Source organism: Abiotrophia defectiva ATCC 49176 (genome assembly GCF_000160075.2).
GTDB classification, from domain to species: Bacteria; Bacillota; Bacilli; order Lactobacillales; family Aerococcaceae; genus Abiotrophia; species Abiotrophia defectiva.
In genome coordinates, this window is the sequence record NZ_KI535340.1 from 1,123,507 (window position 1) to 1,138,164 (window position 14,658).

The 14,658-nt window shown below is 48.8% G+C and carries 15 protein-coding genes and 1 tRNA gene; 11 read left to right on the forward strand and 5 right to left on the reverse strand.

What is annotated here, in order from left to right; genetic code table 11:
- The first annotated feature begins 230 nt into the window (after positions 1-230).
- From queF to GCWU000182_RS05230, 7 genes are all read left to right on the forward strand, one after another.
- Positions 231-722 (forward strand): preQ(1) synthase, encoded by a 492-nt coding sequence (gene queF / locus GCWU000182_RS05200; RefSeq protein ID WP_023391739.1) that lies wholly within the window; start codon positions 231-233, stop codon positions 720-722.
- Positions 723-730: 8 nt separating this feature from the next.
- On the forward strand, positions 731-1,384 hold the full coding sequence (queC, locus tag GCWU000182_RS05205) for a 7-cyano-7-deazaguanine synthase QueC (RefSeq protein WP_023391740.1): 654 nt from the start codon (positions 731-733) through the stop codon (positions 1,382-1,384).
- The gene (locus GCWU000182_RS05210) at positions 1,374-1,844 is read left to right on the forward strand and encodes a QueT transporter family protein (RefSeq protein WP_023391741.1); all 471 of its coding nucleotides are present in this window, start codon (positions 1,374-1,376) and stop codon (positions 1,842-1,844) included. The genes queC and GCWU000182_RS05210 overlap by 11 nt, the downstream gene beginning before the upstream one ends.
- A gap of 151 nt (positions 1,845-1,995) precedes the next feature.
- A complete protein-coding gene (locus GCWU000182_RS05215) occupies positions 1,996-2,970 on the forward strand; it encodes an asparaginase (protein ID WP_023391742.1) in 975 nt (324 codons plus the stop codon).
- An 88-nt stretch (positions 2,971-3,058) separates the two neighbouring features.
- Positions 3,059-3,892 carry a DivIVA domain-containing protein gene (locus GCWU000182_RS05220; RefSeq protein WP_051372927.1) on the forward strand — a complete coding sequence of 278 codons (834 nt, stop codon included), beginning with the start codon at positions 3,059-3,061 and terminating at the stop codon, positions 3,890-3,892.
- 57 nt (positions 3,893-3,949) lie between these two features.
- Entirely contained in the window at positions 3,950-5,524 is a 1,575-nt protein-coding gene (locus tag GCWU000182_RS05225; protein ID WP_023391744.1) for a peptide chain release factor 3, read from the forward strand.
- Positions 5,525-5,553: 29 nt separating this feature from the next.
- Complete coding sequence (locus GCWU000182_RS05230; protein ID WP_023391745.1) at positions 5,554-7,038, forward strand: nicotinate phosphoribosyltransferase; 1,485 nt, start codon at positions 5,554-5,556, stop codon at positions 7,036-7,038.
- Positions 7,039-7,112: 74 nt separating this feature from the next.
- On the opposite strand, the gene GCWU000182_RS05235 is transcribed toward GCWU000182_RS05230, so the two are convergent.
- Positions 7,113-7,391, reverse strand: coding sequence for a DUF1827 family protein (locus GCWU000182_RS05235; RefSeq protein WP_035364153.1), 279 nt, complete (start codon positions 7,389-7,391; stop codon positions 7,113-7,115).
- A gap of 275 nt (positions 7,392-7,666) precedes the next feature.
- Between GCWU000182_RS05235 and GCWU000182_RS05240 the strand changes: the two genes are divergently transcribed.
- The 3 genes from GCWU000182_RS05240 (at position 7,667) to GCWU000182_RS05250 (ending at position 10,014) form a co-directional block, all read left to right on the forward strand.
- Positions 7,667-7,933 carry a phosphocarrier protein HPr gene (locus tag GCWU000182_RS05240; RefSeq protein ID WP_023391747.1) on the forward strand — a complete coding sequence of 89 codons (267 nt, stop codon included), beginning with the start codon at positions 7,667-7,669 and terminating at the stop codon, positions 7,931-7,933.
- Positions 7,933-9,669, forward strand: a complete 1,737-nt coding sequence (gene ptsP / locus GCWU000182_RS05245) for a phosphoenolpyruvate--protein phosphotransferase (protein ID WP_023391748.1) — start codon at positions 7,933-7,935, stop codon at positions 9,667-9,669. Before GCWU000182_RS05240 ends, ptsP begins: the two co-directional genes overlap by 1 nt.
- 271 nt (positions 9,670-9,940) lie before the next feature.
- A tRNA-Arg gene (locus GCWU000182_RS05250) sits at positions 9,941-10,014 on the forward strand.
- A 534-nt stretch (positions 10,015-10,548) separates the two neighbouring features.
- On the opposite strand, the gene GCWU000182_RS05255 is transcribed toward GCWU000182_RS05250, so the two are convergent.
- The 4 genes from GCWU000182_RS05255 to GCWU000182_RS05270 form a co-directional block, all read right to left on the reverse strand.
- Positions 10,549-11,190 carry an SdpI family protein gene (locus GCWU000182_RS05255; protein ID WP_023391751.1) on the reverse strand — a complete coding sequence of 214 codons (642 nt, stop codon included), beginning with the start codon at positions 11,188-11,190 and terminating at the stop codon, positions 10,549-10,551.
- Entirely contained in the window at positions 11,171-11,458 is a 288-nt protein-coding gene (locus tag GCWU000182_RS05260) for an autorepressor SdpR family transcription factor (RefSeq protein ID WP_023391752.1), read from the reverse strand. Before GCWU000182_RS05260 ends, GCWU000182_RS05255 begins: the two co-directional genes overlap by 20 nt.
- Positions 11,442-12,341 (reverse strand): CPBP family intramembrane glutamic endopeptidase, encoded by a 900-nt coding sequence (locus GCWU000182_RS05265; RefSeq protein WP_023391753.1) that lies wholly within the window; start codon positions 12,339-12,341, stop codon positions 11,442-11,444. Before GCWU000182_RS05265 ends, GCWU000182_RS05260 begins: the two co-directional genes overlap by 17 nt.
- 363 nt (positions 12,342-12,704) lie before the next feature.
- Complete coding sequence (locus GCWU000182_RS05270; protein WP_023391754.1) at positions 12,705-13,139, reverse strand: PH domain-containing protein; 435 nt, start codon at positions 13,137-13,139, stop codon at positions 12,705-12,707.
- Between the two features lie 160 nt (positions 13,140-13,299).
- Between GCWU000182_RS05270 and GCWU000182_RS05275 the strand changes: the two genes are divergently transcribed.
- Positions 13,300-14,655, forward strand: a complete 1,356-nt coding sequence (locus GCWU000182_RS05275; protein ID WP_023391755.1) for a hypothetical protein — start codon at positions 13,300-13,302, stop codon at positions 14,653-14,655.
- Positions 14,656-14,658 lie beyond the last annotated feature (3 nt).

Here is a 14,658-nt window from a genome sequence, read left to right on the forward strand (position 1 = left end):
CGCCGGGCAAGTGCCTGAAGTTTTCGGATGGCCAAGCCCATCTCCCGCTAGGGCTTCAATTTCTACTTGGTCTCCTAGGCCAATTGTGCTATAATAGCTCTCAGACAGTTCGTAACCATCCTGTCTATAAACAAAACTAGGGACTCATTTAACTAAGAAATGATCATGCCTCATAGGCCCTAGTGTGCCTATGGGGCTCTTTTTGTGAGCCCAGAAAGAAGGAATATATTATGCGTCAAGCACAAGAAATGGGTTCTGTCAGCCACCTAGGTAGTCAGGGGACCCAATACCGCGATGATTATGCGCCAGAGGTTTTAGAGACCTTCCCAAACAAGCACCAAGGCAATGACTACTTCGTCAAGTTCAACTGCCCAGAGTTTACATCGCTCTGTCCCATTACGGGCCAGCCAGACTTTGCCACCCTCTACATCTCCTATGTTCCGGGTGCCCAAATGGTGGAGAGCAAGTCGCTCAAGCTCTATTTATTCAGCTTCCGTAACCACGGGGATTTCCATGAAGACTGCATGAACATTATCATGAAGGACTTGATTGCCTTGATGGATCCTAAATACATTGAAGTCTGGGGTAAGTTCACGCCACGTGGCGGCATTTCCATTGATCCTTACTGTAACTATGGCAAGCCAGGGACGCCTTGGGAGCAGGTTGCCTGGAATCGTTTGGCTAATCACGATCTCTATCCTGAGACCGTGGATAATCGCTAGGTGACGCCATGAAATGTGTACTCTTAAGTGGTGGAGCAGACTCCTCCACCGCCTTGGCCCTAGCCCTAAGCCGGGATCCCCAGGTGGTGGCAGTCTCCATTGCTTATAACCAACAACATGCCCAGGCAGAACTAGCGGCGGCTAAGGCAGTCGCCCAGCATTATGGGGTGGACCACCGAATCCTTGATTTGGCGGCGATTTTTGCTGACAGTCGTTCGGCCCTTAATGCGGCCAATGACTTGGTGGCTAGCCAGGGGGATTATGCGGACCAGGAAGCACCCAATACGGAAGTGGAGTTCCGTAACGGGGTCTTTATCGCCATCTTAACTTCTCTAGCCATGCAGCTGGGGGCTGATGCCCTCTATTTTGGTGCCCACCTGGATGATTCGGGCGTTATCTACCCGGATTGCTCGCCTGATTTCGTGGCCGCTATGGACCAGGCCGTGCGTCTGGGGACTGGGGGCAAGGTCCGCCTGGAGACGCCCTTTGGCCAGATGACCAAGGCCGACATTGTCAAGCTGGGGCTGGAGCTGGGTGTGCCTTATCACCTGACCTATAGTTGCTACGCAGGCAGCCAGCCGCCTTGTGGCCAGTGTGGGACCTGTATCGATCGTCGCAAAGCCTTTGAAGCAAATGGAGTGTTTGAAACTTATGACCAATAAAAAATTACGTTTAATCTTACAAAATACTGTCTTGGGTGCCCTCTATGTGGCCCTCACCTATATCAACCCCATTTCCAGTGGTATTCTGCAACTCAGAATTTCCACCCTGTTGATGGGTGTGCCTTTCCTTAAGCCACAACTGGCGCCGGGTTTGATTCTGGGGGTCATGATTGCCAATATCCCCAGTCCCTTTGGCTGGCTAGATATTTTAGGGGGCTTCCTCATTCAGACGGTCAGCCTCTATGTCTTCAACCGTCTCTTCAAATCCAACTATGTCAAAGCCCTGGCTTATGGCCTCTGGTGTGGGGTGGTCGTCTCTAGCGTCATCATGTTGGCAGCGGGAGCGCCTTTCTGGCCAACCTTCCTCAGCGTAGCCCTATCCAACATTTTAGTGGCCTGCCTAGGGGTCTTCCTAGTAGACAAGTACTTGAAGCCAATCTTAGACCGCTATGTCGATTAATAGACGCTAAAGAGGCCCCAGGGCCTCTTTTTTACAGGCTTAAGTCGGCCATTTTGTAGGGAATTTGTTACAGACACTGGGGGGTATTCATGTTACAATAAGGGGTGCAAGTATTGTATAGCCGATTAGGACCAAAGGAGGGAGGCAAGGGATGAAACGGATTGCCATATTAAACACAGGGGGAACCATCTCCATGAGTGAGGATCAGACCACGGGTAAGGTCTCGCCATCTTCCACCAATCCGCTCAGCCAGGAAGGCAATCTCTTCCGTTCCTTGGCTGACCTAACTATCATTGACTTCTTCCACTTACCGTCACCTCATGTGACGCCCCAGCATATGTTGGAGCTCAAGAACTGGATTGAGGCCCATCAGGCCGATTTCGACGGGGTGGTTATTACCCACGGGACCGACACCCTGGAAGAGACGGCCTATTTCCTGGAGTTGACCCTGGATCTGGACATTCCGGTCATCATTACCGGGGCCATGCGTTCCAGCAATGAGATGGGCTCGGATGGCCTGGCCAATTTGCGGTCGGCCATCGTCACCGCCGTCGCCGACCAGTCGCGGGGCAAAGGGGTCATGGTGGTCATGAACGAGGAAATTCACACGGCTACCTATGTGACCAAGACCCACACCACTAATGTGGCCACCTTCCAGACGCCAACCTTTGGCCCAAATGGGATTGTGTCTAAGAACCAGGTCCTCTACTTCCAGAAGTTGCTCCATACCGAGCACTATGAGCTCCAGGCGCTGACCAAGCAAGTAGCCCTGCTCAAGGCTTACTCGGGCATGACGGCTGATTTGTTTGACCACATTGTGGACTCAGGCACCTATGGTGGTCTGGTCATTGAAGGGCTAGGGGCAGGCAACCTGCCACCGGCGGCCTTGCCTGGCCTCCATAAGGTCTTGGCAGCTGGCTTACCAGTGGTCATGGTGTCGCGGGCCTTCAACGGCATTACGGAAGATGTTTATGACTATGAAGGGGGCGGCAAGCAGCTGCGCCAAGCCGGGGTCATCTTCACCCAGGGCTTGAGTGGGGTCAAGGCTCGCATCAAGTTGCTGGTCTTGCTTAACAGCCAGACGCCGGTCAATATCGCCCAGGCCTTTTATTTAGGGGCAAAATAAGTGAAAAATTATCAAAAAAGGGATGCCAAGGCGCCGTTTTTTTGATAAACTAATAGGGACAGTTAGAATGAGTAGAAAGGTGACCCATATGAGTCAAGTAACCCATATTGGATTAAGCTTCTTCGGCTACAATCGTAGTCAGGTAGAACGCGTCATTGAATCCAAGGATCAGCGCATCAGTGAGCTGGAAAAGCAAGTCGCTGACATCCAAGCACAAGTGACCAAGCTGCAAGCAGACATGGTCAAATATCAGGACATGGAACAAGCCCTTAAGGACGGGATTGTGGATGCCCGCCGCACAGGGAACCAGATTGTCCAAGAATCGACGGAAGAGGCCCAACGCCTAGTCGACCAGACCAACCAACAAGTGGTCCAATACAAGGAAGAGTTCGCCGCCTACAGCCATGATTTAGTGGAAGGCGGGGCCCAACTTAAGGACCAGCTCAATGAGATGAAGGCCCAAATGATGACCATCTTGTCACAGTATGAAGCCATCCTCAAAGACACGGACTTTGATGCCCTTTATCCAGAGAAGGAAGTCAATCGCTTCAACATCCAGCTTCAGGAATATGTGGCCGATGACGGCTTTAGCCTTAAAGGACGGGAAGATTTAAGCCACCTCTTACAAGACGGCAGCCTGACCGAAGAAGAGAAGCAAGAATTGAAGAAATTAATCCAGGAAGTGATGACGGTCGAGCCTAATCAAGAGGCGCCCCAATCGAACGCGTCATCATCCTCTGCCAAAGATAAGCAAGACCAGGAGGACGACGCCTCCTCTCAGTTCCAAGCAGTCAAGAAAGTTGTCGGGTCTGATCAAGTCTATGAAGAAGCGCCCGTAGGGGAAGAGTCCTCCAGCCCAGTCAGCGACGCTGACCGCAAGCTCGTCCCTTTTAAACCCAAACACAAGAAGAAACGATCATAAGCCTCAAGTCCCGTGTCAACCAACCACGGGCTTTTGCTTACTAAGAAGGAGCCTAACATGAGTTTAACAAGTCAAGTAGCCAAGCGCCGGACCTTTGCCATTATTTCTCACCCGGACGCGGGGAAGACGACCATCACCGAGCAACTCCTGCTCTTCTCGGGAGCTATCCGGGAAGCCGGGACGGTCAAGGCCAAGGGGAAGCAATCTAAGAAATTCGCCAAGTCCGACTGGATGGAAATCGAGAAGCAACGGGGCATCTCCGTCACTTCTTCGGTTATGCAGGTGGACTATGATGGCTATCAAGTCAATATTCTGGATACCCCAGGGCACGAGGACTTCTCGGAAGATACCTACCGGACCCTGATGGCGGTGGATGCCGCGGTCATGGTGGTGGACTCAGGGAAGGGGATTGAGCCTCAGACCAAGAAACTCTTCGAAGTCTGCTCCATGCGTGGTATTCCCATCTTCACCTTCATGAACAAGTTGGACCGGGACGGTCGGGAGCCCCTGGAATTGGTGGCGGAACTGGAAGAAGTCCTAGGCATTGATGCCTATCCTATGAACTGGCCAATGGGTATGGGGAAAAACTTGCTAGGCCTCTACGACCTCTACAATAACCGGGTGGAACTACGCGGTTTGGACGGGGAAGAGGACAGCTATATTCCTCTAGATGAAGACGGGGAAGCTCAAGGCGACCATGCCTTCAAGCAATCCTCTATCTATTCTCAAGCCATGGAAGATGCCCAACTCTTGTTAGAAGCGGGGAATGCCTTCGACCGCGAGCTCATTAACCGGGGTAAGTTGACGCCTGTCTTCTTCGGGTCAGCCTTAACAGGTTTCGGGGTCCAGACCTTCTTCGATGCCTTTGTGGATTTGGCGCCAGCGCCAGCCGCAGTGGAGGCAGAGGAAGAGGTAGTGGTCCAGCCAACCGATGAACGCTTTACTGGCTTTATCTTCAAGATTCAGGCCAACATGAACCCAGCCCACCGCGACCGGATCGCCTTTGTCCGTATCTGCTCAGGTAAATTCGAGCAGGGCATGAACGTGACCCTCAACCGGACCAAGCGGACCATCCGCATGGCCCACACCACCCAATTCATGGCCGATACCCGGGAAGAAGTGCAAGAAGCCGTGGCCGGGGACATTATTGGTCTCTATGATACAGGCAACCTACAGATTGGCGACACCCTCTACACGGGCAATGCCGGTCTGCAATTCAAGCCACTGCCACAGTTTACACCGGAACTCTTCATGAAGGTAACGCCTAAGAACGTTATGAAGCAGAAGTCCTTCCACAAGGGGATTGAGCAGCTGGTCCAAGAAGGGGCCATCCAGCTCTACAAGACCTACCACACCGAAGAATACATTATCGGGGCCGTGGGTCAGCTACAATTTGAAGTCTTCCAGTACCGCCTCCTGCATGAGTACAATGCGGAAGTGGACATGACCCCAATTGGCAACAAGATTGCCCGTTGGATTGACGAGAAGGACCTCAACCCTAACATGTCTTCCAGCCGTAACCTCTTGGCTAAGGACCGCTTCGGTCAGCCGGTCTTCTTGTTCGAGAACGCCTTTGCTGAAAATTGGTTCAAGGACAAGTACCCAGATATTGAATTGAAAAAATTACTCTAATCACTTGCTCATGGAAAGGAGCTAGGCCCATGAATACGCCAGTTACCCTCTTAGCAGATTTCTACAAACTCTCCCACCGGGAACAATACCCAGCCAAGACCGAATATGTCTACTCAGTCTTGACCCCACGTTCCAATGAACGGGCTCAATTTAGCCAACATGTGGTGGTCTTCGGGATCCAATACTATATCAAGGAATACTTGATTCGACGCTTCAACGAGGGTTTCTTCCAAAAGCCTAAGCGTCAAGTCATTGCCGACTATCAACGCTTCGTTAAGCACTCCTTAGGCTTGGACCCAGTGCCTGTGGCCCACTTGGAGGCCCTACACGACTTGGGCTATCTGCCTATTAAAATCTCTGCCCTAGCTGAGGGGACTCGGGCGCCTATCAGGGTGCCAGTTTTGACCATCGAGAATACCCATCCGGACTTCTTCTGGTTGTCTAGTTACCTAGAAACCGCCATGCTCAACACCCTCTGGTTGCCGATGACTAGCGCCACTGTGGCTGATGGCTACCGCCGGATTCTGGAAAGCTTCAGCCTGCAAACCACAGGTGGCGTTGAGGGCGTGGACTTCCAAGCCCATGACTTCGGTATGCGGGGCATGAGTTCCGAAATGACCTCGACCGTCTCAGGTGCGGCACATTTGCTCAGCTTCTTGGGCTCCGACACCATTCCAGCCGGTTGCTTCCATGAAGAATATTATGAGGCTGACTGCGAAAAGGCGCCGATTATTATGAGTATTCCGGCCACTGAGCACAGCGTCATGTGTGCCTATGGCGAGGACAGCGAGCAAGAACTCTTCCGTCACCTGCTGACGGATGTCTATCCTAAGGGCTTTGTCAGCGTGGTTAGCGATAGCTGGGACTTCTGGCGCGTGGTCGGGGAGTACCTGCCAGCCCTTAAGTCAGTTATTCTGGAACGTGAGGGTCGCTTGGTTATCCGGCCTGACTCTGGCGTGCCAGAAGACATCCTCTGCGGGACCGTCCAAGAATTTGGCAAGGGCCAAACGCCTGAAGAAAAAGGGCTGATTGAATGCCTCTGGGATACCTTCGGCGGCCAGGTCAATGACTTGGGCTACAAGGTCTTAGATCCGAGTATCGGGGCCATCTATGGCGACTCCATTACCCTGGAACGGGCCCAACTGATTTTAGAGCGCTTGGCAGCCAAAGGCTTTGCTAGCTCCAACGTGGTCTTCGGTATTGGCAGCCGGTCCTATCAATCCATGACCCGGGATTCCTTCGGCTTCGCCCTCAAGGCGACCTCTGTGGTCATCGACGGGCAGGAAAAGGCCATCTTCAAGGCGCCTAAGACCGATAAGGGTGGCACCAAGAAGTCGCAAAAGGGTCGGGTGCGGGTTTACCGCGATGACCAAGGCCAGCTGACCTATGAAGACGGCCATACCCGTGAAAGCTTGGCAGGCTGCGACAACCTCTTGCTACCAGTCTTCGAGAACGGCCGCCTCTTACGCCGGACTTGTCTAGAAGATATTCGCCAGCTCCTAAAGAATAAGTAATAATAGAAGCAAAAGAGACTGAAAGCAGGCCTTTCAGTCTCTTATTATATATAGCCACAAAAAAAACCGCCTGCTTATAGGCGGAGTTCTAACTCGACAAAGTTGTGGGCCTCTAGGATTTCGACATTGTCGCGGTTGTTTTGCTGGAAGAGTTTGGCAATGGCAAAATCAATTTCCTTGGCGCGCACAGGGCGGTTCTTATTGATGACGATGATGTTCTTGTGGGTTGGGGCAGCTGAATAGAAGACGGTTGTAGGACCTAGGGTGTAGACCTTGACAATGGATGCGTCCGAACATTCCAGCTGTTTAGTGACCAAGTCATAATGACTATTGGTGACGTCGATCATTTTCATACGAGACCCTCCTTTAAGTCTATTATAAGCCTTTTCAAGCCAAAAATATAGGGGAATTTCTAGAAAAAAACCGCGAAGAGACATTTTCATGATAAAAAGCGACTAGGATGGGGCCAAATTAGGAAAGCGTTTAAAAAATTTTCGTCTTTAGGGTCATTTTTTCATGCTAGACGGTTGTTCTATCGGGAAAAAAATGTTATCCTAGTACGTGAAGAGATGTAATCGCCATTACATCCTCATCTTCTAAACTATTTTTTCAAAGGAGTTTTTTTGATATGGAAAAGAAAGAATTTCACGTTGTAGCTGAAACAGGGATTCACGCACGTCCAGCAACTTTGTTGGTACAAACTGCAAGCAAATTCTCTGCTGATTTAAACTTAGAATACAAAGGTAAATCTGTTAACTTGAAATCCATCATGGGTGTTATGTCATTAGGCGTAGGCCAAGGCGCTGACGTAACCATTACTGCAGAAGGTGCTGACGAAAAAGAAGCGCTTGAAGCAGTAACTGAAACTATGAAAAAAGAAGGCTTGGCTGAGTAATGACTTACTTAGCGGGTATTGCAGCGAGTGATGGGATTGCCATCGCTCCTGCTTATTTATTAACGGAGCCAGATTTGAGCTTTGAGCGAGTAGCCGTAGCAGACACTGACGCCGAAGTTGCGCGTTTGGATGCTGCCTTGGCTCAAGCCAAAGAAGAGATCACAGCCATTCGTGACTTGGCATTAGACGCCTTAGGCGAACACGAAGCACAGGTCTTTGAAGCTCACTTGTTGGTATTAGGCGACCCAGAATTAACTGACCAAATCAAAAACACTATCCGTAACGAAAAGGTAAATGCGGAAGCAGCCTTGCGTGATGTAAGTGGCATGTTCATCCAATTGTTCAAATCAATGGAAGACAACCCATACATGCAAGAGCGTGCAGCCGACATCAAAGACGTATCTGAACGCGTACTTGCCGCTCTCTTAGGCGTTAAGTTACCAAGTCCAGCTACTATCTCTGAAGAAGCCATTGTCATTGCCCATGACTTGACTCCAAGTGACACGGCGCAATTGAACAAGAAATACGTTCGGGCCTTTGTAACAAATATTGGCGGACGCACGTCCCACTCAGCCATTATGGCGCGCTCTTTGGAAATTCCTGCCATTGTCGGGACCAAGGAAGTAACCCATGTGGTTAAGGATGGCGACTTACTGATCGTCGACGCCTTAGAAGGTAAAGTACTTGTTAACCCTAGCGAAGCGGAAGTAGCGGAATACCGCCAAAAAGCCCAAGCCTTCGCTGACCAAAAAGCAGAATGGGCGAAACTGGTCTCTGCACCATCCGTAACCAAAGACGGCAAACACGTTGAATTGGCTGCCAACATCGGGACGCCAAAAGACGTATCCGGTGTCTTGGCTAACGGTGGGGAAGCAGTCGGTCTCTACCGGACTGAGTTCCTTTACATGGACTCTGCTGATTTCCCAACTGAAGATGAACAATACGAAGCTTACAAGGCTGTATTGGAATCAATGGCTGGCAAGCCAGTAGTGGTACGTACCATGGATATCGGTGGGGACAAAGAGTTACCATACTTGGAATTACCACACGAAATGAACCCATTCTTGGGTTACCGGGCTATCCGGATTTCCTTGGACCAACGCGACATGTTCAAGACCCAATTGCGGGCTCTCTTACGCGCGTCTGTTCATGGTAACTTACGGATTATGTTCCCAATGATCGCGACCTTGAGCGAATTCCGTTCAGCTAAGTCCTTCTACGAAGAAGTCAAGGCTGAATTAGTCGCTGAAGGCGTGGCAGTAGCTGACGGCATCCAAGTCGGGATCATGATTGAGATTCCAGCTGCGGCTGTCTTGGCTCATCAATTTGCTAAGGAAGTAGACTTCTTCTCTATCGGGACCAACGACTTGATCCAATACACCATGGCAGCGGACCGGATGAACGAGCAAGTCTCTTACCTCTACCAACCTTACAACCCATCTATCTTGACCTTGATCAAGCACGTCATCGACGCATCGCATGCTGAAGGCAAATGGACTGGGATGTGTGGGGAAATGGCTGGGGACCAAACGGCTGTGCCACTCCTCTTAGGGATGGGCTTAGACGAGTTCTCTATGTCAGCGACTTCTATCTTGAAGACGCGTTCCCTCTTAACCAAGTTGGACTCTCAAGAAATGAAAGCCTTGGCTGACAAAGCCATCAACGAGTGCACTACTGTTGATGAAGTAGAAGCCTTGGTAGCTGAAGCTGTTGCTAAAGCAACTGGCCAAGCATAATACGCTAACCCTTAGGAGACTAGGACTGCGGTCCTGGTCTCTTTTTGTGTGGGCTGGGAGACTGTGGACTTGGGAGCTGGCGAGGAGGGGAGGCCAGGACTCAAGTTAAGTCAAAGAGCCGACCGGGAAGGGGCGCTTGCGAGATCTCGGCTTAGGACCAAGCTAGCGAATCTGCCAGCCAAGAAAAGGGGCCCGCCCAGGCCTGACAGACCTTGACAAAGCCCGCCCCATGCCGTAAAATAGATAAGTATTCGACTTGCGAATACAGCATGTCTCAGTAGCTCAGCTGGATAGAGCATTCGCCTTCTAAGCGAACGGTCGGGGGTTCGAATCCCTCCTGGGATGTAAAGGCAGGTTTTGCCTGATTTTACCTATTCAAAAAGCCCGCTAAGACGGGCTTTTTGTCTGCGAGTGCTATTGCATGTGTCAATTGGTGTGCACAAAAATTACACAGTATGAGAATGAAAGAAACGCCGCTAGCCAACAAAGGCTAGTGGCGTTTCTTTATTTATCTTTAATCTCAAATTCATGGACTCTATTAAAGACTAGGCCTTTTGCTTTATCGTTATCCTTATATTGGACGGCGTGTACTTTATGCTTGCCAGCATTTGTTTTTGTATCTGGAACATAGAGAGAACCATCCATGCCCAAACCAACCTGTTTGCTATCAACTTCTATTCCGTCAATGTAGAAATAGGTGAGCAAAGTACCATTGTCGTACTCTGCGATAAAGAGGTTTATATGAGTAACATTTCATTCATTTTTTCTTTTTGTAAATCATTCTTTTTTATAAAGGAATGAATTTGATTTTTCAAACCATACGCTGGGGAATTACGCATATCAGACCAACATCTCTAACTAATGACTCAAATACCTGTTTCAAGATTCTAATTTTGATAATTGATAAGAATAGACACTAGGAATTATCACTACAAAGAAAAGTGTCAAGAAGAATACCCAGTAAACATATAGTTGCACAAAGGAATTTAGAAACAATAACAATCCTCCTAATACCCAAATTTTTCCAGCTAGGCGATGCGTTTTTCTCCAGTTTTCATCATTCTCCAAGGTCCACGGTAGTCGAATACCGATTATATAATTTCGGTGTGTTTTTGGTAGATAATTTCCAATTACAATCATCACGACTCCCATAAAAATCTGAGCTAGTAGCCCACTCATCATGGAATAACCCAAAGATTCTCCGAAGATAGAAATCATTGATAGACAAGATACAAAAGGAATAATCCAGTAAATCAAAAGTTGTATTTTTAAACTGATATTGCTAGACTTAGGATCCTTAATCATTATAAATAGAAGCAACCAATGCATCAAAAGCATGAGAGTCGGTAATCCAAAGATAGCAAACATTTTATGATTGTAGCCATCTGCTTGACCCAGTAGATTAAAATGAGTGGGCATCTCCTCTGGTAATTGATACCAGAAAACACAACCTACAAGGGAAGGTAGTAGGATGAGAATGCTCGTAAATAATACCAATTTCTTATTGATTTTTATCTTCATCAAAATGATTTCCTTTCAGATCTGCTAACCAAACCATTATATCCTCTAAAACCGATGTATTTAACTCATAGTAAATAAAGTTTTTCTCTTTCATTTCATGAATCAAATCAGCTGCTTTCAAAATCGTAAGATGATGTGAAATCGTTGCACCCGTCAACTCGAAATAACTGGCAATTTCTCCTGCAGATAATCTACCTGTTTTGAGTAAATTCAAAATCTCTCTCCTAACTGGGTGAGATAAGGCTTTAAAGCTATTTGCAAAACTCATGGTTCTTCCTTTCCCTTTGTAATATTAGCAAGGCTAGGAATAAGCATGGTAGAACTGATAGCATTCCAGCCGGTGACGGGCCTAAAATCAAGAGGCCTGAAACTTTTTCTCCTGGTAATTGAAAGAGTAACCCAAGACCTGCAGTTGCATTGATTGCCCCATGAAATAGTGCTGAAGCCCAGATAGAGCCTGTCTTTGCCAACAACCAGCTTAACAATATTCCTAGGCTAAAACAAAATAGAAACATGGCGACAACTCCCAAAACAGGATAAGCGAAATAAGATAGTCCATAATTATAGCCTTGCAAATTGATTGGTAGATGCCAAAGACTCCAAATGAGACCAAGCAAGACATGAGTCTGGACTATTGAAAAGCGTTGTCTTAGAGCTGGGTAAAGATAGCCACGCCAACCAATTTCCTCTCCCAATGCAAAGAAACTATTAAGAAAAGGAGCGTAGGTCAAACTAGCTAGGATTTGAATCAAGGCCAAGGAAGATAAGGGAATGGTTGATTGAGAGACACCTTTTTCTTGTAAGATGGCTTGAATAGATTCCAAACCAAGGCTGAAATTGCTAGGAAATACAAGAAAATAAAGTCCTGCTCCTAAAAAACTGATGACTGCTGGTAACCAGATAGCTAGTAAGTAAAAGCGCCAGTTCCTCTTGAGATTCACGACTAATTTAGATTTGATTCCACTAGGTTGATTCGTGATTTTCCCTAAAATAAAGACTGCAAGCGCAGGCATCCACATGGCCACAGTACTAGCAAGCTGATTCCATGGAGAATTAAGACCGACACCACTTAGCCATAGTGCCAACCATATTATCCAAGCAAGGCCGTAAGCCAAGACCACAAAAAGAAGGATTGTTCTCTTATTTGACATATTGAGATACTTCACTTTCTATTTAGATGTTTTTCTAAATAGCATTATACACCTTTCCATTCTATATACAAGAACTATTTAGATGTTTTTCTAAATAGTTTGGAAAATTTTTATTTCCCCTCGCTCAGCTTCAGATAAGTGTTTGTATGATTGATTTGTGGCAGAATAATTAGTGGACATGCTCATCTTCCTTTATACTGATTTTCGCAACTCTAGTATATCAGATGAACATGTCTTTTTTGTTGCACTTCATTTTATAAGAGGGCAAAAACCGAAAATAAGTCCCTTATAATGATAACCTATTTCCAGTTTTTGTCACTGACTTGCTAAATAATAGTTAATTAGTAACTATATGTCTAATCTCTACCCATTCGCCCTTAGCCGGTTCTCATAGGCCAGTTTCATTAACATGGTATAGAGGGGGCCCATGTCATAGCGTTTGGGGAATTCCAGGGTCAGGGTCTGGCGGCTTTCGCTGTGGGCCTTGAGGCGGATGTTGTCCAGGTATTCAATGGTCAGTTCGCTGTCATCCAGCATGGCGCCAGCCGTTTCCAACTCGACATTAATAATGTTCATGAGGAAGATGGTCTTATAGCGGGCCTTCTTGCCGGTAGTGCCTTGGCGGTCGACAAAGAGAATGCGGATATTGGTGAAGATGACTAGGTCCCGAATGAGGGCATAGCCCGCCTGGATTTCTTCCTTTTCAATCAGTAGGTGGCCGTAGTCCTTGGCCAAGCTGTCCTTGGAGACCTCACTCATATTGCCGGATAGGCCTTGGAATAAATTGCCTAATACCATACTAATCCCTCCTTATGGGTTCTTAGCTCTAGTATAGCAGACCCATGCCGTCCTTGCCCAAGAAAAGGCCCTAACTTTCAACTGGCTTCAATCTGTAGTACAATAGAAGCACGAAAATCAAGCAGGAAAATATGACCGCGCGACGGAGGGGGCGACAGACATGTTAGCATATGAAATATTGGGCCTAGAGGGTCCCACAGAGGATGAGGCGGTCCTAGAGGCAGCCTATCGTCAACGCTATGAGGAGTGGCAGGAGGACGCCCAGGCTCTAGCCCAACTAGAAGCAGCCTACCAATGGGCCCTCAGCCAGCGGGGCGCTAGCCAAGACATCGCCAGCTTGTTTAATGACCTAGATGACCCGTCTGAGGAGAAGGGGACAGACTGGACTGACTTTGACCTGGAAGCCTGGATGGCGTCAGGCCTGTCGGGCCAATTCAGCCAGCAGGTGGCTCATAATCGGTTGGCCCAGAACTTGGCCGGGGTCAAGGCCCAATTCAATGACTGGTCAACCTGGCAGCAACTCCTAGTCGACCAAGCCAATAAGGACTGGCAGGTGCCCCAGGAAGACTTCCTGCTGGCCCTACAAGCCCTGCCCCTGGAAACTCTAGAAAATAAACGGGTGCTCTACACCCTCATAGGCTATGTTCCCAGCCTCAAGGGCGACCCGGACCTGACCCAAGCCCTTGGCCAGCGGGTCAATCAGCGCTGGCAGGAGCTAGTGGGCAAGTCCTGGTATCCCACCAACCGTCGCATGCTGCTAGCGGGTCTGATTACGACCTTTGGTAGTCTGGCTTGCTTTGGCCTACAAATCTTAATCTGGTTGGGGATCATGATTTGGCCCCAAGCCTATGCCGTCTGGCTGCCCTTGGTGGCCAGCAACGCCTTAGTCTGCTACTGCTTTGAACTACAGTACAGTACGGTCAACAACTGGGGCCACTTCCCGCATTACTTGGATGGCCGGGGCTATCGCTATCTGGCTCTGTCCAGTCTGCCCTTGGCCGGCCTCTATCTAGCTAGCCTGGTCTTGGGCCTCTTGGCGGTCTGGCAAGAGACCTGGTTGCCGGCCTTTGGCTGGACCTTTGGTCTGCTCATGGTCTTAGTGGCGGTCCTGCTCTTGGCCCAGCGGGGCTTAGGCATGGGGGCCTTTCACTTCAAGAATCAGGTCTATGATGCGGGCCAACCCATCCTCTATCTGATTTTGGCCGGCCTGGTCCTAGTGACCTTGGTTGCCTGGTTCTTGCGCATGAGCCAGCCTAATTTTTTGATCTTCTTATTAAGTAGCTTCTATTTATATATTAACGCCAAACTAGACCCGACCAAGAAGCCAGCAGGGCGCTACCTGATTAACCAGGTCAGCTACCTGATCAGCGTCTCGGCCTTGCTGGTGGCTTGGCGGCTTTACCAAGGTGCCTTCTGGCAGGTGCCCAACATTATCTGGTGGGTCATGGCCCTGACTTTAGTTCCCTACCTTGTGGGGACTTTGCTGGCCAGATTCCAATCGCGTGAAAAGGAGTAAGTA

Coding starts and splice junctions, on each gene's coding strand:
- GCWU000182_RS05270 (WP_023391754.1), bottom strand. CDS start 13,139: ATGGTATTAGGCAATTTATTCCAAGGCCTATCCGGCAATATGAGTGAG.
- GCWU000182_RS05215 (WP_023391742.1), top strand. CDS start 1,996: ATGAAACGGATTGCCATATTAAACACAGGGGGAACCATCTCCATGAGT.
- GCWU000182_RS05235 (WP_035364153.1), bottom strand. CDS start 7,391: ATGAAAATGATCGACGTCACCAATAGTCATTATGACTTGGTCACTAAA.
- GCWU000182_RS05210 (WP_023391741.1), top strand. CDS start 1,374: ATGACCAATAAAAAATTACGTTTAATCTTACAAAATACTGTCTTGGGT.
- queC (WP_023391740.1), top strand. CDS start 731: ATGAAATGTGTACTCTTAAGTGGTGGAGCAGACTCCTCCACCGCCTTG.
- ptsP (WP_023391748.1), top strand. CDS start 7,933: ATGACTTACTTAGCGGGTATTGCAGCGAGTGATGGGATTGCCATCGCT.
- GCWU000182_RS05260 (WP_023391752.1), bottom strand. CDS start 11,458: ATGAGTTTTGCAAATAGCTTTAAAGCCTTATCTCACCCAGTTAGGAGA.
- GCWU000182_RS05220 (WP_051372927.1), top strand. CDS start 3,059: ATGAGTCAAGTAACCCATATTGGATTAAGCTTCTTCGGCTACAATCGT.
- GCWU000182_RS05230 (WP_023391745.1), top strand. CDS start 5,554: ATGAATACGCCAGTTACCCTCTTAGCAGATTTCTACAAACTCTCCCAC.
- GCWU000182_RS05275 (WP_023391755.1), top strand. CDS start 13,300: ATGTTAGCATATGAAATATTGGGCCTAGAGGGTCCCACAGAGGATGAG.
- GCWU000182_RS05255 (WP_023391751.1), bottom strand. CDS start 11,190: ATGAAGATAAAAATCAATAAGAAATTGGTATTATTTACGAGCATTCTC.
- GCWU000182_RS05265 (WP_023391753.1), bottom strand. CDS start 12,341: ATGTCAAATAAGAGAACAATCCTTCTTTTTGTGGTCTTGGCTTACGGC.
- GCWU000182_RS05225 (WP_023391744.1), top strand. CDS start 3,950: ATGAGTTTAACAAGTCAAGTAGCCAAGCGCCGGACCTTTGCCATTATT.
- queF (WP_023391739.1), top strand. CDS start 231: ATGCGTCAAGCACAAGAAATGGGTTCTGTCAGCCACCTAGGTAGTCAG.
- GCWU000182_RS05240 (WP_023391747.1), top strand. CDS start 7,667: ATGGAAAAGAAAGAATTTCACGTTGTAGCTGAAACAGGGATTCACGCA.